This is a genomic window from Pseudomonas sp. TNT2022 ID1044 (assembly GCF_028656895.1).
In the GTDB taxonomy this organism is placed as follows: Bacteria; Pseudomonadota; Gammaproteobacteria; order Pseudomonadales; family Pseudomonadaceae; genus Aquipseudomonas; species Aquipseudomonas reinekei.
This window is the reverse complement of record NZ_JAMDHB010000006.1, coordinates 19,777-38,721: the sequence shown is the minus strand read 5'-3', so window position 1 is coordinate 38,721 and position 18,945 is coordinate 19,777. Positions and strand designations below refer to the sequence as shown.

Genomic DNA, 18,945 nt, shown 5'->3' with positions numbered 1-18,945 from the left:
GGGTTCCTGTGGCTCGGCTGTAAGCGCAGTCTAACGCGGGGCGCTGACTGACGATGGTTCGGAAAGGGGTGGGGCGACTGGTGGCGCAGCGACATGGCCATGTTCGTCGCAATTGCAGGACAAGCGCTCGAGGCTATCGACATTCATCAGTGTCAGGGCGCCGCCCCAGACACAGCCTGTGTCGAGGGCGAAGATGCCCGGGGCGTCGACGTTGCCTTCCAGCGCCGCCCAGTGGCCGAAGATGATCTTCAGATCCCGGGCCTTGCGTTCCTTGTGCTGGAACCAGGGCTTGTAACCTGCCGGTGCTGAATCAAGGCCTTCCTTGCTCTTGAGGTCGAGTTTGCCTTCGGCCGTACAGAAGCGCATCCGTGTGAAATAGTTGGTGATCACCCTCAGGCGCGTCACGCCCTTGAGGTCGTTGTCCCATTTCGCCGGATCGTTGCCATACATGCCATCAAGGTACGGCGGGAACAGGTTGTCGTCCCGCAACGCGGTTTCGACTTCGGCTGCGCACTTCAGGGCCTTGCGCAGCGACCACTGCGGCGGGATGCCCGCGTGCACCAGCGCCACGTTTCGTTGTTCGTCGTAATGCATGAGCTTTTGCTGGCGCAACCAGTCCAGCAGCTCGGTGCAATCCGGCGCTTCGATGATCTCGCGCAGGGTATCGCCCTTTTTCAGGCGCTCGATGTTTTGCCCGGCGGCCAGCAGATGCAGGTCGTGATTGCCGAGTACGCACACCAGCGATTCACGGATGCTATAGAGGAAGCGCAACGTTTCGAGTGATTGCGGGCCGCGGTTGACCAGGTCGCCGACCAGCCACAGGCGATCCTTGGCCGGATCGAACGCCACTTGCTTGAGCAGGCACTGCAGCGCTTCAAGACAGCCTTGCAGGTCGCCGACGGCATACGTTGCCATCAGTGCAACGACCCCGGCACGGCAAGGCGGAATGGGGCAATGATCGCATCGAAGTGTTTACCGTCGTCGGCAATCATCTGGTACGTGCCCTGCATGGTGCCGACCTTGGTGGTCATGACCGTGCCACTGCTGTAGGTGTGGCTTTGGTCTGCGTCGATCAATGGCTGTTGGCCGACCACGCCGGCGCCACGAACCTCTTCCACGTGCCCGTCACCATCGGTGATCACCCAGTGCCGTGACAACAGTTTGGCGGGTAACTCGCCGTTGTTTTGTACGGTGATGGTGTACGCGAAGGCAAAGCGGTCGTGTTCGGGTTGCGATTGTTCTGCCAGATAACGGGTGACGACGCTGACGTCGACCTGATAACGAGGATCGGACATGCAAGAGGCCTTAAAAACGAAGCGGGACGCGGGGCTTAACTGATTGAGTTCAGTCTAGGCCAAGTACCGGGTAGTAAACCAGACATGGGCGCTGGTGTCCTACCCGATAACGCTTCGGTTCTGTCAGGCGTCCGCTGGCTTCTGTAGGGATTGTTCACTGAGCTTGTCAGCCAGGCGCACGAAAGCGGCCAGATCAAGTTGCTCGGGACGCAGGCTGCCATCGACGCCGGCGGCTTCGATTTCGTCGTTGCTCAGCAGCAGCTTGAGGGTGTTGCGCAAGGTTTTGCGGCGCTGGTTGAAGGCTTCGCGCACAACGCGTTCCAGCAACCGGTGATCCTTGGCCGGGTGTGGCAGCACGGCGTGAGGTACCAGGCGCACGATGGCCGAGTCGACTTTCGGTGGCGGGTTGAACGCACCTGGACCTACGTTGAACAGATGCTCAACCCGGCAATGATACTGAACCATGATCGACAAACGACCCCAATCGCCGCCGCCAGGGCCTGCCGCCAGACGCTCGACCACTTCTTTCTGCAGCATGAAGTGCATGTCGCGGATCAGGTGGGCGTTGTGCAGCAAATGGAAAATCAGCGGCGTGGAGATGTTGTACGGCAGGTTGCCGACCACGCGCAGGCTGCCAGGCGCCGCATTCAGGCTGTTGAAGTCGAACTTCAGTGCGTCGCCCTGATGCAGGTTGAAATTGCTCTTGCCGGCGAACTGCTGATTGAGGATCGGGATCAGGTCCTTGTCCAGCTCCACCACGTCGAGTTGCGCGCCGCTGCTGAGCAGGCCCTGGGTGAGCGCACCCTGGCCCGGGCCGATTTCCAGTAGACGGTCTTCGGCTTTGGCGTGGATGGAGCGCAGGATGCGGTCGATAACGCCGGCATCGTGCAGGAAGTTCTGGCCAAAACGCTTGCGCGCCTTGTGTTGGTATTGCTCGGTCATAAACGGGTCTCGGCCATCTGGTAGGCGGTTTCCAGCGCGACTTGCAGGCTGCCGGTGTCGATCTTGCCGCTGCCGGCCAGGTCCAGGGCGGTGCCGTGGTCGACCGACGTGCGGATGATCGGCAGCCCGAGCGTCACATTGACTGCTGCGCCGAAGCCTTTGTATTTCAGCACAGGCAGGCCCTGGTCGTGGTACATCGCCAGCACTGCGTCGCAGTGCTCCAGATATTTGGGGGTAAACAGAGTGTCGGCGGGCAACGGACCCCGCAGGTCCATGCCTTCGCCGCGCAAGCGCTCTAATGTGGGTTCGATGATGTCGATTTCTTCATGGCCCAGGTGTCCGCCTTCGCCAGCGTGAGGGTTGAGCCCGCACACCAGGATTCGCGGCTGGGCGATGCCGAATTTTTCTTGAAGATCGGTATGCAGGATTCGCGTCACCCGTTCCAGGCGCTCCGGGGTGATCGCATCGGCGATCTCGCGAAGGGGCAGGTGGGTGGTGACCAGTGCCACGCGCAGGCCGCGGGTGGCGAGCATCATGACCACTTGCGCGGTATGGGTCAGGTCAGCGAGGAATTCGGTGTGTCCGGAGAAGGCGATTCCGGACTCGTTGATCACACCCTTATGCACCGGCGCGGTGATCATGCCGGCAAAGTGTCCGTCCAGACAGCCTTGACCGGCGCGGGTCAGGGTTTCCAGAACGAACGCTGCGTTGGCCTTGTCCAGTTGCCCGGCGACGACCTTGGCATTGAGCGGTGTATCCCAGACATACAGGCTGTTGGCTGGCGCGGGCAGGTCCGGCCAGCTGTCCGGCGTAACCGGCAGCAAATCGACAGCCACACCCAGCAGCGCGGCCCGCTCGAGGAGCAGGTCGCGGCTGGTGATGGCAATCAGGGGGTGTGGCTGGGCTTGCGAGGCGAGCAGCAGGCACAGGTCGGGACCTATGCCGGCCGGTTCGCCGGGTGTCAGCGCGAAACGTTTGGGTTTCACTGCGCTGCCTGGTCGGCGCCAGGGAGTTTGATTTCTACGTACGCTTCGTCACGGATCTGACGCAGCCAGCTTTGCAGCTCTTCGTCGTATTTGCGGTTACGCAGTACGGTCATGGCTTGTTGTTCGCGTGCCTGGGTGGTGCTGTCGGTGGCGCGACGGCCAAGGACTTCCAGTACGTGCCAGCCATATTGAGTCTGGAACGGCTTGGACAGTTGACCTTGTGGGGTCTTGGCCATCACTTCGCGGAACTCCGGAACCAGAGCGTTCGGGTCGATCCAGTTCAGGTCGCCGCCGTTGAGCGCAGAGCCCGGGTCTTCCGAATAGCTTTTCGCCAGTTCGCCGAAGTCTTCGCCCGCTTCGATACGGGTGTAGAGCGACTGAGCCAGCGCCTTGGTTTTTTCTTCGTCGCGGATCGGGCTTGGTTTGACCAGAATGTGACGCACGTGCACTTCATCGCGCATCTGAGTCTCGCCGCCACGCTTGTCGAGGATCTTCAAGATGATGAAGCCGCCCGGCGTGCGCATTGGCTGGGTCACGTCGCCGACGGTCATGCTGCTCAGCAGACGATCGAAAGGAGGTGGCAGTTGGGCCGCTTTACGCCAGCCCATGTCGCCGCCTTCCAGAGCCGTTTCACTGGCGGATTTGGCGATGGCCAGTTGACCGAAGTCAGCGCCTTGCTTGAGCTGCTGGTAAACCGCGTCAGCCTGTTTGGCAGCATTCTGAATCGCGTCGGAGTTGGCGCTTTCCGGCGTTGGAATCAGGATGTTGGCCAGGCGAAACTCTTCGGACAGCTGCATTTTGCCAAGGTCGGAAGCCAGGAAGTTCTTCACTTCCTGCTCGGAGACCTGGATGCGTTCGGCCACACGACGCTGACGTACACGGCTGATGACCATTTCGCGGCGGATCTGGTCACGAGCGTCGTCGTAAGACAGGCCGTCGCGGCTCAGGGCGGCGCGGAACTGGTCGACCGTCATGTTGTTGCGCTGGGCGATAGTGCCGACAGCCTGGTTCAGTTCTTCATCGGTAATGCGGATGCCGGAGCGTTCGCCGATCTGCAATTGCAGGTTCTCGACGATCAGGCGCTCAAGCACCTGTTGCTCCAGTACGCTGGCCGGAGGCACGGCAGTGCCGCGCTTGGCGATGGTTTGCTGAACTTCATGGACGCGCTGGTCCAGTTGGCTCTGCATGACCACGTCGTTATCGACAATGGCCACCACTTTATCGATGGACTGTACTGCGGCGTTGGCCGCGGTACCCAGGAACAGCGCGCCCAGCAACAGCGGGCGCAGACAATCAGAAAGCTTGGTCTTCACGTTCACGATAACCTTGGATGCCTTTGTCGAGGAAGCTCTCTACTTTGGCGCCAGTGAGGCCGCCGAGTCCCTTCAGAACAATTTGGAGGAAGACGCCGTGGTCGCCTTTTTCGTTTTGCGGTGCTTCCTGACTGAATTCGTCGTAGGAAACCCAGTAACGGTTGATCAGGCGCAGTTTCCAGCAGCAGTTGTCGTACTCGAAACCACCGAAGGCTTCCAGCGTACGGTTGCGGTTGTAGTCGTACTGCCAGCGGCTGATGGCGTTCCATTGCGGCACGATCGGCCAGATCACCGAGAAGTCGTGCTGTTGGATCTTGTAGTAATCCTTCACGTAGCCAGGCGTGCCCGGGGTGCCATAGTCGCCACCGCCCACAGTCCACTTACCGCTGTTCTGGTCGTAACGAACCTGGTCATTGCGATAGCGATAGCCGGCGTTGATGACCTTGTTCGGGTTGTCTTCAGGCTGGTAGTGGAACATTGCACTGCCGGAGCGAGGGCTGCGGCTGTCCGGGTCCCAGTTGTAGTCAGCAGTGGTACGCCAATCGCGGTTGAAGCGATATTCGTATTCCAGCGCATAGGGGGAAACGTCGGACTTGGCGTCGTCGCGATCTTCGAAATTCACACCAGGCAACTGAACCTTACGATCCTTGAAGTACAACGCCTGGCCGACGCTGACGCGTTGGCGCTCGAAGCCATTGTCTTCGATCCAGCGGCTGGTCACGCCCAGGGACAGTTTGTTCTCGTCACCGACGCGGTCGGCGCCGGAGAAGCGGTTGTCACGGAACAGCGACGCATAGTTGAAGGTGTATTCGCTGGTGTCGAATACCGGGATGTCTTCCTGATCCTTTTCAGGGACGTACAGGTAGAACAGGCGCGGTTCGAGGGTCTGGCGGTAATTCTTGCCGAACCATTGGGTGTTGCGATCGAAGTACAGGCCGCTGTCGATACTGGCGATCGGTACGCCGCGATTCTGGTTGCTATCAAACGTGCCGTTCAGCTGGTTCTGTTCTGCAGTCTGCGCAGCAATCTGGTTTTTGCCGATACTGTCCAAGTCCAGCTGGTATTGCGTGTACTGGTACTTGAGCTTTGGTGTTATGTAGCCATAAGAGGCCTGCATCGGCAGGCTTACAGCCGGTGCAAGGTTGAGGCGATCACCGGTGGCGCGGGCCAGGCCTTGAACGTTTGTGTCGAGGCGTGGGGATACATTGCCGTCTTCATCGGTGAAGCTACCGTTTTGCAGATCCCGGTCAAACCGAACGATTTCAGTGTTGTAGCTGAAATCCAGACCGCCTGGATGCATCGGCAGCGCACCATCAAAGGTGATTTGCGGCAAACGGTCATATGGCGTGATGTTGGAAACGGTTGCCAGCTGATACGCCTGTGCGTTGATGCGAGCGGTGTAGCTGTCGCCGCGGTAGCTGACGGAGCCCTGCTGGTTCACGAAGTCGGAGCTTTTCACGCCAATCTGGTCAGTCTGCAGATCCTGGAAGTAATAAGGATCGCTGATCTTGGTGTAGTCGACCTGCGTGAACACGCGCGAGTCGAGACCACCCTTGTGCTGCCAGTTGTACATGTAGCGGGTTTTTTCGTAGTCGGTCTGCAGCTTGCGCTCGTCCTCTTCGTCGTTGAGGTACGCGGCGCCGAACTGACCTTCGCTGGACTTGGTCAGGTAGCGGAATTCGCCTTCCATCAACAGACCGCGCTTGCTCATGTAGCGCGGGTACAACGTGGCATCGTAGTTCGGCGCCAGGTTGAAGTAGTACGGCGTGACCAGCAGGAAACCGGTGTCGGTGCCGGTGCCGATGGTCGGTGGCAGGAAGCCGGACTGGCGACGGTCGTCGATCGGGAAATAGATGTAAGGCGTGTACAGGACCGGAATGTCCTTGACCCGCAATGTCACGTTGGTCGCGGTACCGAAGCCGGTGGCAGGGTTCAGGGTGATGTTGTTGCCCTTGAGCTGCCAGGCGTTGCTGTTCGGTTCGCACGTGGTGTACGTACCATCCTTGAGGCGGATGATGGCGTTCTCGGCACGTTTGGCGTACAGCGCGTTACCGCGGATGCGCGATTTGTGCATCACGTATTCGGCGTTGTCGACCTTGGCTTCACCGGTGTCGAGCTGCACGTCGGCGTGGTCACCGACGATCAGGGCGCCGTTGTCGCGAATGCGCACGTTGCCGCTCAGCTCACCACGGCTCTCGGCCTGGTAAAGATTGGCTTCGTCGGCTTCGACCTGCATGCTGCCCTGGCGCATGACCACGTCACCGGCCAGGGTGGCGACTTGCTCATCCTGCTTATAGCGCGAGGCTTTCGCGCCGATAAAGGTGGGCGCGTCGCTTTTATTCGTCTTGTCATTCATGCCAGGACGAATCGGTTCGATATAGGAACCAGCGCAATAAGGACCGGTTTCGGCCAGTTGCGCTGCAGTGAGCTGCTCGCGGGGAACCCAGTCGAGGTGACTGTAGTCTTCGCTACGCGACTTCAGGCCACGGCCCTTGGACTCGGTAACCAGAACAGTCTTGGCACCCGTGTCTTCGCTGGTGCCTTCCTCGGCCGGGGTTTCACCGGTCGCGGAAACGGCGCTGCCGTCATGCACGGGACGCGGAGGCAATGCAGCCGCCGGCGTCTTTGGCGCGCAGTCCCAGGCACCCGAAGCAGAGACTGAGCAGTCATACTGTTCCGCGGCGACCACGAAGGAAGTGGCGAGGGGTTGCAAGGCCAGCAGACTGCCGGTTACCAACAACGGAAATTTTTTACGAAACGCGGGGGATTTCAATGCCATCTTATTAGTCCGGGCTTCCTGCGTGCCATCTGCCCGCGGTGTGGGCCGCACGCCTCTCGATGGTCTGAAAAAGATGCTGGATAATAAAGCATGACCCGCTTGACGGCTAGCGCCGTCGGAGACCCTTGCAATGCCTGACCAAGATGTACGTTTGCAACACCTGAAAGTTTGGCTCGATGAGCAGTTGGCAATCCTTTTTGCGGATCAGGGCTGGGGCGCCGTACCCCCGGCCACGTTGACCGCGGCCAGTAGCGACGCGAGTTTCCGGCGATATTTCCGTTGGGAAGGCGCCGGTAGAAGTTTCGTCGTAATGGACGCGCCACCGCCCCAGGAAAACTGCAAACCCTTCGTGGATATTGCTTTTTTACTGGCGAAATCCGGAATAAATGTGCCGAAAATTTATGCCGAAGACCTCGAGCGCGGATTTCTTTTGCTCAATGATTTGGGCAACAAGACCTATCTGGACGTGATCGACAGCGAAAATGCCGACGATTTGTTCAGCGATGCCCTGCAAGCGCTGTTGGCTTTTCAGCAATTGCCGATGGTCGCACCGCTGCCCAGTTACGACGTGGCATTGTTGCGCCGCGAACTCGAACTGTTTCCCGAGTGGTACGTGAAGCGCGAATTGGGGATTGAGTTCGACGCTGCGCAGCAAGTGCTCTGGCAGCAAGTCAGCGATTTGTTGATCGACAGCGCGCTGGCTCAGCCCAAGGTCCTGGTTCATCGCGACTACATGCCGCGCAACCTGATGCTTAGCGAGCCGAACCCCGGCGTGCTGGATTTCCAGGATGCGGTCTACGGTCCGGTGACCTACGACGTGACCTGCCTGTTCAAGGATGCGTTCCTCAGCTGGCCCGAAGAGCGCGTGCGCGGTTGGCTGGAAAGTTACTGGCAGCAGGCCTCGGCGCTGAATATCCCGGTACAGCCGGATTTTGAAGATTTCCTGCGCGCCAGTGATCTGATGGGTGTGCAGCGTCACCTGAAGGTGATCGGCATCTTCGCCCGTATCTGCCACCGCGACGGCAAGCCGCGCTATCTGGGCGATGTGCCGCGTTTCTTTGCCTATATAGACGCAGTGATCGCCCGCCGCCCGGAACTGGCGGAACTGGATGTATTGCTGGCCAGTCTGCGTGCTGGAGTGAAAGCATGAAGGCGATGATTCTCGCGGCGGGCAAAGGCGAGCGCATGCGCCCGCTGACCCTGACCACGCCAAAGCCGCTGGTTCGCGCGGGTGGCGTGCCGCTGATCGAGTATCACCTGCGAGCGCTGGCGGCCGCCGGGTTTACCGAGATCGTGATCAACCACGCCTGGTTGGGGCAACAGATCGAAGATTACCTGGGCGACGGTTCGCGCTATGGCGTCAGCATTCAGTATTCCCCGGAAGGCGAACCGCTGGAAACCGGCGGCGGGATTTACCGTGCGTTGCCGTTGCTGGGTGATGAAGCCTTTGTCGTGGTCAATGGCGATATCTGGACCGATTACGACTTCAGCGTGCTGCATCAGCCGATTGTCGGCCTTGCGCATCTGGTGCTCGCGACCAATCCGGCTCATCACCCAAGCGGCGATTTCCAGCTGATCGACGGAAAGGTTCGCGACGGCCAGCCGGCGACCGACACCCTGACCTACAGCGGCATCGCGGTATTGCACCCGCAACTGTTCGAAGCTTGCTCCGCCGGGGCTTTCAAACTGGCACCGTTGCTGCGAGCCGCCATGGCGAACGGGCAGGTGTCCGGCGAGCGCCTGAACGGGCTGTGGGTGGATGTCGGCACCCACGAGCGCCTGGCCGAAGTGGAAGCTCTCATCGAAGCGGGCCGCTGACGTGCTGTGGCCAGGGACTCTGATTGGAGCCGGAGCCGGTTTTGCCATTGCCAGCATTCCGGGGGCCATGCTCGGTGCTTTGTTGGGGCAGGCGCTGGATCGTCGCCTGCACTTGCAGAGCTGGGCGCATTTGCGGGAAAAGCTCGGCGGTCGTCCGGCACTGCGCAACGATGAACTGCTGTTCGTGTTGCTCGGCAGGTTGGCCAAGTGCGACGGGCGGGTGGTGGACGGTCATATCCAGCAGGCGCGTGAGGAAATGCGTGCGCTGGAAATGAACGAACCGTCCCGGCGTCGGGCGATTGCCGCGTTCAATCGTGGCAAGTCGGGCGACGACCGCTTGCGCGGCTATCTACGCCGGTTGAGCAATCAACCCCATGCGGCGGAAGGTGTCTTGCGTGCCTGTTGGCGAATGGTCTGGGCCGATGGTCGCGCCGGTCATCAGGAACGCGAACTGCTCGCACAATGGGGTAAATGGCTGGGCTGGACGACTCATCAGGTCCAGGCGTTGGCCCACGACTACGAGCCGCAGAAACGTCCGCTGGGTAACGGCGTTACAAACTATCAGGATGCCTTGCGGTTGCTGGGGGTATCGGCTACCACGGAGCCGGAGCAGATCAAACGTGCCTACCGACGCCTGCTCAGCCGCCATCACCCGGACAAGATTGCCGGCAGTGGGGCGACGGTGTCGCAGGTGCGTGAGGCCACCGAGAAAACCCGGGAACTGCACAGTGCCTATACGCTGATTCGGCAGCGGCGGGATTTTCGCTAGCAGGACAGTCAGGTGTTGTTTTCAATGGCGCCATCGCTGGCAAGCCAGCTCCCACAGTATTTGAGTCGTACACAAATTTTGTGATCGACTTCAATCCTGTAGGAGCTGGCTTGCCAGCGATGGGGGCGACGCGCTCTATCAGTTCGCCGCATTCTGCGGATTCAACCAGCCCCGCACCCGCCGAACCAACTGTTCCTGCTGCGCCTTGTTGTCACCCGGCAGCGCCTTGAGCGACACCTGGCTGAAGGCCGAAGTCTTCAAGCGTTTGCTGGCCTGCAATCGCGTCAGCGCGGCGTTGCGGTCCAGAGGCTTGTCCATGTAGAAAATGTCGGCGGTGGGCAGCTTCAGCGTTGGCGCAAGTTCGTCCAGCCCGGGTTGCGCTTTGTCAGGCGTTTGCGCGGCGACCATGACGAAGCGTTCGACCTGCGATGGCTGCTTCTCGTTCAGATACCGCGCGGCCCAATAAGCGCCGGTGCCATGCCCCAATACGACAATGCTGCGAGCGCTCTGCTGTTCGGCAAACGCAATCGCCGCATCGATCCGGGCAAAGATTCGTTCGGCGTCAGCCTTGGAGTGTTCTTCGCTGGTTTCAGCGACGGGTTTGTCAGCCATTTCAGCTTCTCCTCCCGCGGCCTGCTCGATGGGGGCGGCGGTGGTCGCGTCATTGCTGCCGACGTCCGGCGTTTTCGGCGTCGGTGGTACTTCGGCGACGCGTGGCGCGATGACATCGCCTTGCAAGTCCGGCAAGGTGATACTCAGGCTGCTCCATTGCGCGTCGGGCAATTGGCGACGCAACGGACTGATTGCTTGCGGCCAGTCAACGGTTTCGCCAGCGCCCGGGACGATAATCACCGCGCCTTTCGGTTCGGCGGTATTGGCCGGTTTCCACAAGGCGAGGAACGTTTCGCTACCCGCTTGCAGTTGTTGCTGCTCCTGCGCAGGGATTTTTCGTTCGAGTGCAGTCGCTTCTTCCTGACTACGCTCAGGCAACGGCTGGCGCTCAAGCGGCTTTTCTTGCGCGGGTTGTTCCACGGCGGCAGGTGCCGGGTCGGCAGCCTCGACGGAAAAAGCGCATGGCAGGATCAGCGACAGGCACAATGCTGGCAGTGCCAGGCGGTAGACAGGGGGCATCGGATATTCCAGGCCAGAAGTGATTCCGGCAGCCTAATGGGTTGGTCAGTATTTGTCAGTGTGTGAGAGTTCGATGATGCGTTTTCGCTGCCTGTGGGTTATCGGCTGGTTGTGGTTTCCCTTGATGGGCTGGGCAGCCGCGCCTGCGGCCCACGTCGCCGTGTTGTCCGCCGCCCAGCAACAATGGCTGGCACAACAGGGCCAATTGCGTGTCGGGCTGGTGTTGCAGGCGCCCTACGCTCAATACGATCGCCGCCTGCAGCGCCTGTCCGGGGTCAATGTCGAGTTGATGAAATGGCTGGCCAAGTCGCTCAACGTCGAGCTGACCTGGCGCAATTTTCCTGATCTTGAACAGCTGGAAGCCGCCGCGCGTGCGGGTGAAATCGATATCGCCCCGGGGCTGAGCCAGACGCCCGGTGGTCTGCGCCTCTGGCAGTTTTCCGATCCATACATGCGAGTGCCGCAACTGGTCGTCAGCAACCAGAAAAGCACAGGAGCGGTGGAGCTGGAAAAACTCGACAGCCAGACTCGCGTGGCCGTGCGAATGCCCAGCGCGATCGCCGACTACCTGCGTGGCAACTATCCGCATCTGAACCTTCAGGGCGTGCCGATGGAGCGTCAGGCACTGCAATTGTTGTTGAGCCAGCAAGCTGGCTATGCCGTGGTCGATGAGGCGCAGTTGGGGCGCCTGTCGGTCGAGCCGGAATTCGCCGGCCTGGTGGTGGTGGGTGACATCGGTCTGCCGCAATTGCTGCGGGTGGCGACGCGGCGCGACAAACCGGAACTGGCCGGTATCGTCGTAAGTGCGCTGCGGGCGATCCCGGCCAAGGATCTGGAAACCCTGCACAACCAGTGGCTGCAACCCAAGTACCCGCGGCTGACCGAGTCCCCCGGGTTCTGGCAAAACCTCTGCCTGCTGTTGTTGATTGTGGCGCTGAGCAGCATGGCGATCGTGTTCTGGCAGCGCCGTCAGCAGCACAGCCTCGAGCAGCGACTGGCGGCCGCGCAAGCCGACATTGCCTTGCGCGCCGCCAGTGAAGAGGCGCTGCGACTGACCCAGTTTTCCATCGATCAAAGCACCGTCGGCATCCTTTGGGTCAATTGGGACAGCCACGTGCGCTACGCCAACCGCGCCGCCGAAACCATGCTCGGCTATCCATCGGGCGGCATCATCGATCGCCCGTTGATCGACTTCGAACCTGGCCTGCACATGGATCGTTGGCTGAACCTGTGGAAGCGCGCCAGAGCCAGCGACGAGTCGCCGCAAAGTTTCGAAACCAATTGCCTGCGGGCCGACGGCAGCATCCTGCCGGCCGATGTGTCGCTGAGCTTCCTGCGCTTTCGCGATGGCGAGTACCTGGTGGTCTACCTCACCGACGTCACCGAGCGGCGCCGCGCCCTGGCAGCGTTGCAGGAAAGTGAGGCGCGGCTGCAAGGGATTGCGGCGAATGTGCCAGGCCTGGTCTTTCGTCTGGAGCGGGCGCCGGTGACCGGCCAAATCGACTTTGCCTACATCAGCGAAGGCAGCGAGAGTCTGGTGGGTTATTCGCCGGCGACCCTGGCCCATCGCGACAAGGGCTTGCGCAGTCTGGTGCACCCGGACGACAAGGCGAGTTATCACCAGACCCAGGATCATGCCCTGGACACCGACAGCGACTGGTCCTGGCAAGGGCGGATTCTTACGCGTCAGGGCGAACAGCGCTGGGCGGAAATCAAGGCGATTACCCGTCAACTGGAGGACGGCGCCTACGTCTGGGATGGCATTGTCTGGGACATCAGTGAGAGCAAGCGCATCGAACTGGAGCTGGCCAGCTCCCGGGCGCAGTTGCGGGAATTGTCGGCGCACCTGGAGAGCGGGCGCGAAGAGGAAAAGGCGCGCATTGCCCGGGAAGTTCACGACGAGTTGGGTCAGATGCTGACCGTGTTGAAGCTGGAAACGTCGATGTGCGAACTGGCCTACGCGCAACTTGACCCTGGTTTGAACGAGCGCCTGAACAGCATGAAGCGTTTGATCGCCCAGCTGTTCCAGCTGGTCCGCGATGTGGCGACGGCATTGCGTCCGCCGATCCTCGATGCGGGGATCGCCTCGGCCATTGAATGGCAGGCCCGGCGATTCGAGGCGCGCACGCAGATCCCGTGCCTGGTGCAGGTACCGGACAATTTGCCGATGCTCAGCGACGCCAAGGCAATCGGCCTGTTTCGAATCCTTCAGGAAGCCCTGACCAATGTCATGCGCCACGCCCAGGCGCATACTGTTGAACTGACGCTGGCCCTGGAAGGCGATGAGTTGTGTCTGACGGTCAGCGATGATGGCGTAGGATTTGTCGCCACAGCTGGCAGGCCGACATCCTTCGGCGTGGTCGGCATGCGCGAGCGGGTGTTGATCATGGGCGGTGAGTTGTCGCTTGAAAGTGAGTTGGGGGAGGGCACGACCCTTATCGTGCGAGTGCCGCTTGATGAGGAGAAGTAAGTGATCCGTGTACTGGTAGCCGAAGACCACACCATCGTCCGCGAAGGTATCAAGCAACTGATCGGCCTCGCCAAGGATTTGCTGGTGGTGGGGGAGGCAAGCAATGGCGAGCAATTGCTCGAAACGTTGCGGCATGTCCCCTGCGAGGTGGTGTTGCTGGATATCTCCATGCCGGGAGTGAATGGCCTGGAAGCGATTCCACGGATCCGTGCGCTGAACAATCCGCCGGTGATCCTGGTGCTGTCGATGCATGACGAAGCGCAGATGGCCGCTCGGGCGTTAAAAGTCGGGGCTGCCGGTTATGCGACCAAGGACAGCGATCCGGCGCTGTTGCTAACGGCCATTCGCCGGGTGGCGGCGGGTGGGCGTTATATCGATCCTGACCTGGCCGATCGCATGGTCTTCGAGGTCGGCCTGACCGATTCGCGACCGTTGCACTCACTCTTGTCAGAGCGTGAATTTTCCGTGTTCGAACGCCTGGCCCAAGGCGCCAACGTCAACGACATCGCCCAGCAACTGGCCCTGAGCAGCAAGACCATCAGCACCCACAAGGCGCGATTGATGCAGAAGCTCAACATCACCTCACTGGCCGAGCTGGTGAAGTACGCGATGGAACACAAACTTCTCTGACCGCACCCAATTCCCTGTAGGTGCCGGCTTGCTGGCGATGGCGATGTATCAGGCGCATCAAGGTTGATGGATGCGTGCCCATCGCCAGCCAGCCGGCTCCTGCAGAAAAACGCAGCGCCATATCCATTTACGACACTGCCCGCCACCGCTTTTGCCATTACTCGCGGCTCGTAGCCAGCAGCTGCCGCTGCGTGTGCCAAAACGCGCCATCCTTGTAGGGCAATCCCTACCCCCAACCTTCCATCCGGCTGAGGCGAATCTCTCCTGCGCCCCGATTTGCGCAGGTCCCGGCGTCCACTAGGCTTAGTCCACAGCAGTCATCAACAACAAAGGTGTGGGTATGAGCCAGGTCGATTCAAGTGCAGGGGCCAATGATGTTCTGGTCAGCTTTCGTGGAGTGCAGAAGAGCTACGACGGCGAGAACCTGATCGTCAAAGACCTCAACCTGGACATTCGCAAAGGCGAATTCCTCACTTTGCTCGGGCCGTCCGGCTCCGGCAAGACCACCAGCCTGATGATGCTAGCCGGCTTCGAAACACCGACCGCGGGTGAAATTCTGCTGGCCGGGCGCTCCATCAACAACGTGCCGCCGCACAAGCGTGACATCGGCATGGTGTTCCAGAATTACGCGTTGTTCCCGCACATGACCGTCGCCGAGAACCTGGCGTTCCCGCTGACCGTGCGCGGGCTGAATAAAAGCGACGTCAGCGACAAAGTCAAAAAAGTCCTGAGCATGGTGCAGCTCGATGCGTTCGCCCAGCGTTACCCGGCGCAACTGTCCGGTGGTCAGCAGCAGCGTGTGGCACTGGCTCGCGCCTTGGTGTTCGAACCGCAACTGGTGTTGATGGACGAACCCCTCGGCGCCCTCGACAAACAACTGCGTGAACACATGCAGATGGAAATCAAACACCTGCACCAGCGTCTCGGCGTGACCGTGGTCTACGTGACCCATGACCAGGGTGAAGCCCTGACCATGTCCGACAGGGTGGCGGTGTTCCATCAAGGCGAAATCCAGCAGATCGCGCCGCCACGCGCCCTCTACGAAGAGCCGAAAAACACCTTCGTCGCCAACTTCATCGGTGAGAACAATCGCCTCAATGGCCGTCTGCACAGCCAGACCGGCGACCGTTGCATCGTGGAGCTGGGTCGCGGTGAAAAGGTCGAAGCCCTCGCGGTCAACGTCGGCCGGACCGGCGAACCCGTCACTTTGTCTATTCGCCCGGAGCGCGTGAGCCTCAATGGTTCCAGCGAGTCGTGCGTCAACCGCTTCTCGGGAAGGGTGGCGGAATTCATCTATCTGGGCGACCACGTCCGGGTTCGCCTGGAAGTCTGCGGCAAGACCGACTTCTTCGTGAAACAACCGATTGCCGAGCTCGATCCAGGGCTGGCGGTCGGCGATGTGGTACCGCTTGGCTGGCAGGTCGAACACGTTCGTGCGCTCGACCCACTTCTAGAGGCGAACTGATCGCCCTTCTGCTTCACCAACCCTGCACGTGGAGAACAATATCAATGTTGAAATCCCTGAAATTCACAGCTCTGGTCATGGGCATGATCGGTGCCTCGCACGCGATGGCCGCAGGCCCGGACCTGACCGTGGTGTCCTTTGGCGGGGCGAACAAGGCGGCGCAGGTCAAAGCCTTCTATGCACCCTGGGAAGCGGCGGGCAACGGCAAAATCGTGGCGGGCGAGTACAACGGTGAAATGGCCAAGGTCAAGGCCATGGTCGACACCAAAAGCGTGTCCTGGGATCTGGTAGAGGTTGAATCGCCAGAACTGTCCCGTGGTTGCGACGAAGACATGTTCGAGCAACTGGACCCGGCGTTGTTCGGCAAGGCTGAAGATTACGTCAAGGGCGCCATCCAGCCATGCGGCGTGGGCTTCTTCGTGTGGTCGACCGTGTTGGCCTACAACGCCGACAAGCTGAAAACCGCACCGACCAGCTGGGCGGATTTCTGGGACACCAAGCAGTTCCCGGGCAAGCGTGGCTTGCGTAAAGGCGCCAAGTACACCCTGGAATTCGCACTGATGGCCGACGGCGTTGCGCCCAAAGACGTCTACAAAGTGCTGGCCGGCAAAGATGGTCAGGACCGCGCGTTCAAGAAGCTCGATGAGCTCAAGCCGAACATCCAGTGGTGGGAAGCCGGCGCGCAACCGCCGCAGTACCTCGCTTCCGGTGACGTGGTCATGAGCTCGGCCTACAACGGCCGTATCGCTGCCGTGCAGAAAGAAAGCAACCTGAAAGTGGTGTGGAACGGCGGCATCTACGACTTCGATGCATGGGCCATTCCAAAAGGTCTGGACGCCAAGCGTGCCGAAGCGGCGAAGAAATTCATCGCCTTCTCGGTGCAGCCACAGCAGCAGAAGACTTACTCGGAAAACATCGCCTACGGCCCGGCCAACACCCAAGCCGTACCGTTGCTGGCCAAGGATGTCCTGAAAGACATGCCGACCACCCCGGAAAACATCGCCAACCAGGTGCAAATCGACGTCAGCTTCTGGGCTGACAACGGCGAGCAACTGGAGCAGCGCTTCAATTCCTGGGCTGCGAAATAAAAGTACGACCCTGTGGGAGCGAGCCTGCTCGCGATAGCGCTAGAACTGTCGGCAATGAATTCGGATGTGCCGACCCCTTCGCGAGCAGGCTCGCTCCCACATTAAAAGTTCGAGGTGATATGTCACCTCTGCAACGATCAAAGATTTCCGGAGTACGCCATGGCTATCGCCGTTCCCGTCAACGCGGGCACTGACCCCACCTTGAAGCAGCGGCTCAAGCATGCCGAGCGGGTCAACCGCTGGAAGGCTCAGGCCCTGATCGCGCCGCTGGTGCTGTTTCTGTTGCTGGTGTTCCTGGTGCCGATCGTGGCGCTGCTCTACAAAAGCGTGGGCAACCCGGAAGTGGTCGGCGGCATGCCGCGCACTGTGTCCGCCATCGCCAGTTGGGACGGCCGCGGCCTGCCCGCTGAACCGGTTTACAAAGCGGCCGCCGAAGACCTCGCCGAAGCCCGCAAGAATCAAACGTTGGGCGATTTGTCCAAACGCCTGAACATGGAACTGGCTGGCTACCGCAGCCTGCTGACCAAAACCGCTCGTGCCTTGCCGCTCGCTACTGAACCGGCCTCTTATAAAGAAGCGCTGGAAGGTCTCGATGAGCGCTGGGGCGATCCAGCCTACTGGCAAGCGGTGCGCCGCAACACCAGCAGCATCACCCCGTACTACTTGCTGGCGGCCGTCGATCACCGCATCGACGACCTCGGCGAAATCGCCCCGGCCACCCCGGACCAGGCGATCTACCTCGACATCTTCGCCCGCACCTTCTGGATGGGCCTGGTCATCACCGCGATCTGCCTGGTGCTGGCGTATCCGCTGGCTTACCTGTTGGCGAACCTGCCTTCGCGGCAGAGCAACCTGCTGATGATCCTGGTGCTGTTGCCGTTCTGGACCTCGATCCTGGTGCGGGTTGCGGCGTGGATCGTGTTGCTGCAATCGGGTGGCCTGATCAACAGCGGCCTGATGGCGATAGGCATCATCGATAAGCCGATCGAGCTGGTGTTCAACCGGCTCGGGGTCTACATCTCGATGGTGCACATCCTGCTGCCGTTCATGATCCTGCCGATCTACAGCGTAATGAAAGGCATCTCGCCGACCTACATGCGCGCGGCGATTTCCCTTGGTTGCCATCCGTTCGCCAGTTTCTGGCGGGTGTATTTCCCGCAGACCTATGCCGGTGTCGGTGCCGGTTGCCTGTTGGTGTTCATCCTCGCCATCGGCTACTACATCACCCCGGCGTTGCTGGGCAGCCCGAACGATCAAATGGTCAGCTACTTCGTCGCCTTCTACACCAACACCAGTATCAACTGGGGCATGGCGACCGCGCTGGGCGGCCTGCTGTTGCTGGCGACGGTCGTGCTTTATCTGATTTACAGCTGGCTGGTGGGCGCGAGCCGCCTGCGCCTGAGCTAAGGGGAGTTTGAGATGCTGAGTCCTTATATGTCGCCCATTGAGCGGGTGTGGTTCTACAGCTTGCGGATTCTCTGCGGCTTGATCCTGTTGTTCCTGATCCTGCCGGTGCTGGTGATCATCCCGCTGTCGTTCAACTCTGGCAGCTTCCTGGTGTACCCGCTGCAAGGCTTCTCGCTGCAGTGGTATCAGGACTTCTTCGCCTCGGCGGAGTGGATGCGGGCGCTGAGGAACAGCATCATCGTCGCCCCGGCGGCCACGGTGCTGGCGATGGTCTTCGGTACGCTGGCGGCCATCGGCCTGACCCGCGGCGACTTTCCCGGCAAGGCGCTGGTGATGGCGCTGGTGATTTCGCCGATGGTGGTGCCGGTGGTGATCATCGGTGTGGCCAGCTACCTGTTCTTTGCGCCGCTGGGGCTGGGCAACAGCTTCTTCTCGCTGATCGTGGTGCATGCGGTGCTGGGTGTGCCATTCGTGATCATCACGGTGTCGGCGACGTTGCAGGGTTTCAACCATAACCTGGTGCGCGCCGCTGCCAGCCTCGGTGCGTCGCCGCTGACCGCATTCCGTCGCGTGACGCTGCCGCTGATCGCGCCGGGCGTGATTTCCGGTGCGCTGTTCGCCTTCGCCACCTCATTCGATGAAGTTGTGGTGACACTGTTCCTCGCCGGCCCCGAGCAAGCGACCTTGCCTCGACAGATGTTCAGCGGCATCCGTGAAAACCTCAGCCCGACCATCGCCGCCGCCGCGACGCTGCTGATCGCTTTCTCGGTGATCCTGCTGCTGACCCTGGAATGGCTGCGTGGCCGTAGCGAAAAACTGCGTACCGCACAGGTCTGAAGCGAAACACCATCC

General features: G+C 60.6%; 16 protein-coding genes. 9 read left to right on the top strand and 7 right to left on the bottom strand.

What is annotated here, in order from left to right; translation table 11 throughout:
- Nucleotides 1–30: 30 nt before the first annotated feature.
- From M5G20_RS08505 to M5G20_RS08480, 6 genes are all read right to left on the bottom strand, one after another.
- The gene (locus M5G20_RS08505) at nt 31–915 is read right to left on the bottom strand and encodes a symmetrical bis(5'-nucleosyl)-tetraphosphatase (protein WP_273918773.1); all 885 of its coding nucleotides are present in this window, start codon (nt 913–915) and stop codon (nt 31–33) included.
- Nucleotides 915–1,295, bottom strand: coding sequence for a Co2+/Mg2+ efflux protein ApaG (gene apaG, locus M5G20_RS08500; protein ID WP_273918772.1), 381 nt, complete (start codon nt 1,293–1,295; stop codon nt 915–917). Before apaG ends, M5G20_RS08505 begins: the two co-directional genes overlap by 1 nt.
- 123 nt (nt 1,296–1,418) lie before the next feature.
- The gene (gene rsmA / locus M5G20_RS08495) at nt 1,419–2,237 is read right to left on the bottom strand and encodes a 16S rRNA (adenine(1518)-N(6)/adenine(1519)-N(6))-dimethyltransferase RsmA (RefSeq protein ID WP_150736132.1); all 819 of its coding nucleotides are present in this window, start codon (nt 2,235–2,237) and stop codon (nt 1,419–1,421) included.
- The gene (gene pdxA / locus M5G20_RS08490; protein WP_273918771.1) at nt 2,234–3,223 is read right to left on the bottom strand and encodes a 4-hydroxythreonine-4-phosphate dehydrogenase PdxA; all 990 of its coding nucleotides are present in this window, start codon (nt 3,221–3,223) and stop codon (nt 2,234–2,236) included. Before pdxA ends, rsmA begins: the two co-directional genes overlap by 4 nt.
- A complete protein-coding gene (gene surA, locus M5G20_RS08485) occupies nt 3,220–4,542 on the bottom strand; it encodes a peptidylprolyl isomerase SurA (protein WP_273918770.1) in 1,323 nt (440 codons plus the stop codon). Before surA ends, pdxA begins: the two co-directional genes overlap by 4 nt.
- Nucleotides 4,517–7,315, bottom strand: coding sequence for an LPS-assembly protein LptD (locus tag M5G20_RS08480; protein ID WP_273918769.1), 2,799 nt, complete (start codon nt 7,313–7,315; stop codon nt 4,517–4,519). Before M5G20_RS08480 ends, surA begins: the two co-directional genes overlap by 26 nt.
- Nucleotides 7,316–7,445: 130 nt before the next feature.
- Here M5G20_RS08480 and M5G20_RS08475 point away from each other — a divergent pair, with 130 nt between their 5' ends.
- The 3 genes from M5G20_RS08475 to M5G20_RS08465 are packed head-to-tail and all read left to right on the top strand — an operon-like array spanning nt 7,446 to nt 9,902.
- Nucleotides 7,446–8,465: an aminoglycoside phosphotransferase family protein gene (locus M5G20_RS08475; RefSeq protein ID WP_273918768.1), complete on the top strand. Its 1,020-nt coding sequence runs from the start codon at nt 7,446–7,448 to the stop codon at nt 8,463–8,465.
- On the top strand, nt 8,462–9,133 hold the full coding sequence (gene murU, locus M5G20_RS08470; RefSeq protein WP_273918766.1) for an N-acetylmuramate alpha-1-phosphate uridylyltransferase MurU: 672 nt from the start codon (nt 8,462–8,464) through the stop codon (nt 9,131–9,133). The genes M5G20_RS08475 and murU overlap by 4 nt, the downstream gene beginning before the upstream one ends.
- Before the next feature lies 1 nt (nt 9,134).
- A complete protein-coding gene (locus tag M5G20_RS08465; RefSeq protein WP_273919047.1) occupies nt 9,135–9,902 on the top strand; it encodes a TerB family tellurite resistance protein in 768 nt (255 codons plus the stop codon).
- 138 nt (nt 9,903–10,040) lie between these two features.
- Here M5G20_RS08465 and M5G20_RS08460 read toward each other — a convergent pair whose 3' ends face one another.
- Complete coding sequence (locus tag M5G20_RS08460; RefSeq protein ID WP_273918765.1) at nt 10,041–11,033, bottom strand: alpha/beta hydrolase family protein; 993 nt, start codon at nt 11,031–11,033, stop codon at nt 10,041–10,043.
- 73 nt (nt 11,034–11,106) lie between these two features.
- Between M5G20_RS08460 and M5G20_RS08455 the strand changes: the two genes are divergently transcribed.
- The 6 genes from M5G20_RS08455 (at nt 11,107) to M5G20_RS08430 (ending at nt 18,930) form a co-directional block, all read left to right on the top strand.
- Nucleotides 11,107–13,503 carry a PAS domain-containing sensor histidine kinase gene (locus M5G20_RS08455; RefSeq protein WP_273918764.1) on the top strand — a complete coding sequence of 799 codons (2,397 nt, stop codon included), beginning with the start codon at nt 11,107–11,109 and terminating at the stop codon, nt 13,501–13,503.
- Nucleotides 13,504–14,133, top strand: a complete 630-nt coding sequence (locus M5G20_RS08450) for a response regulator (protein ID WP_020798801.1) — start codon at nt 13,504–13,506, stop codon at nt 14,131–14,133. It begins immediately after the preceding gene.
- A 340-nt stretch (nt 14,134–14,473) separates the two neighbouring features.
- Nucleotides 14,474–15,598: an ABC transporter ATP-binding protein gene (locus M5G20_RS08445; RefSeq protein WP_273918763.1), complete on the top strand. Its 1,125-nt coding sequence runs from the start codon at nt 14,474–14,476 to the stop codon at nt 15,596–15,598.
- A gap of 44 nt (nt 15,599–15,642) precedes the next feature.
- The gene (locus M5G20_RS08440; protein WP_075946145.1) at nt 15,643–16,686 is read left to right on the top strand and encodes an ABC transporter substrate-binding protein; all 1,044 of its coding nucleotides are present in this window, start codon (nt 15,643–15,645) and stop codon (nt 16,684–16,686) included.
- A 159-nt stretch (nt 16,687–16,845) separates the two neighbouring features.
- The gene (locus M5G20_RS08435) at nt 16,846–18,093 is read left to right on the top strand and encodes an ABC transporter permease (RefSeq protein WP_273918762.1); all 1,248 of its coding nucleotides are present in this window, start codon (nt 16,846–16,848) and stop codon (nt 18,091–18,093) included.
- A 12-nt stretch (nt 18,094–18,105) separates the two neighbouring features.
- Nucleotides 18,106–18,930 carry an ABC transporter permease gene (locus M5G20_RS08430; RefSeq protein ID WP_273918761.1) on the top strand — a complete coding sequence of 275 codons (825 nt, stop codon included), beginning with the start codon at nt 18,106–18,108 and terminating at the stop codon, nt 18,928–18,930.
- The last annotated feature ends 15 nt before the right edge of the window (nt 18,931–18,945 follow it).

Excerpts from the sequence above, each read along its gene's own strand:
- M5G20_RS08505 (WP_273918773.1), bottom strand. The coding sequence starts at position 915 with ATGGCAACGTATGCCGTCGGCGACCTGCAAGGCTGTCTTGAAGCGCTG.
- apaG (WP_273918772.1), bottom strand. The coding sequence starts at position 1,295 with ATGTCCGATCCTCGTTATCAGGTCGACGTCAGCGTCGTCACCCGTTAT.
- rsmA (WP_150736132.1), bottom strand. The coding sequence starts at position 2,237 with ATGACCGAGCAATACCAACACAAGGCGCGCAAGCGTTTTGGCCAGAAC.
- M5G20_RS08480 (WP_273918769.1), bottom strand. The coding sequence starts at position 7,315 with ATGGCATTGAAATCCCCCGCGTTTCGTAAAAAATTTCCGTTGTTGGTA.
- M5G20_RS08475 (WP_273918768.1), top strand. The coding sequence starts at position 7,446 with ATGCCTGACCAAGATGTACGTTTGCAACACCTGAAAGTTTGGCTCGAT.
- murU (WP_273918766.1), top strand. The coding sequence starts at position 8,462 with ATGAAGGCGATGATTCTCGCGGCGGGCAAAGGCGAGCGCATGCGCCCG.
- M5G20_RS08460 (WP_273918765.1), bottom strand. The coding sequence starts at position 11,033 with ATGCCCCCTGTCTACCGCCTGGCACTGCCAGCATTGTGCCTGTCGCTG.
- M5G20_RS08455 (WP_273918764.1), top strand. The coding sequence starts at position 11,107 with ATGATGCGTTTTCGCTGCCTGTGGGTTATCGGCTGGTTGTGGTTTCCC.
- M5G20_RS08445 (WP_273918763.1), top strand. The coding sequence starts at position 14,474 with ATGAGCCAGGTCGATTCAAGTGCAGGGGCCAATGATGTTCTGGTCAGC.
- M5G20_RS08440 (WP_075946145.1), top strand. The coding sequence starts at position 15,643 with ATGTTGAAATCCCTGAAATTCACAGCTCTGGTCATGGGCATGATCGGT.
- M5G20_RS08435 (WP_273918762.1), top strand. The coding sequence starts at position 16,846 with ATGGCTATCGCCGTTCCCGTCAACGCGGGCACTGACCCCACCTTGAAG.
- M5G20_RS08430 (WP_273918761.1), top strand. The coding sequence starts at position 18,106 with ATGCTGAGTCCTTATATGTCGCCCATTGAGCGGGTGTGGTTCTACAGC.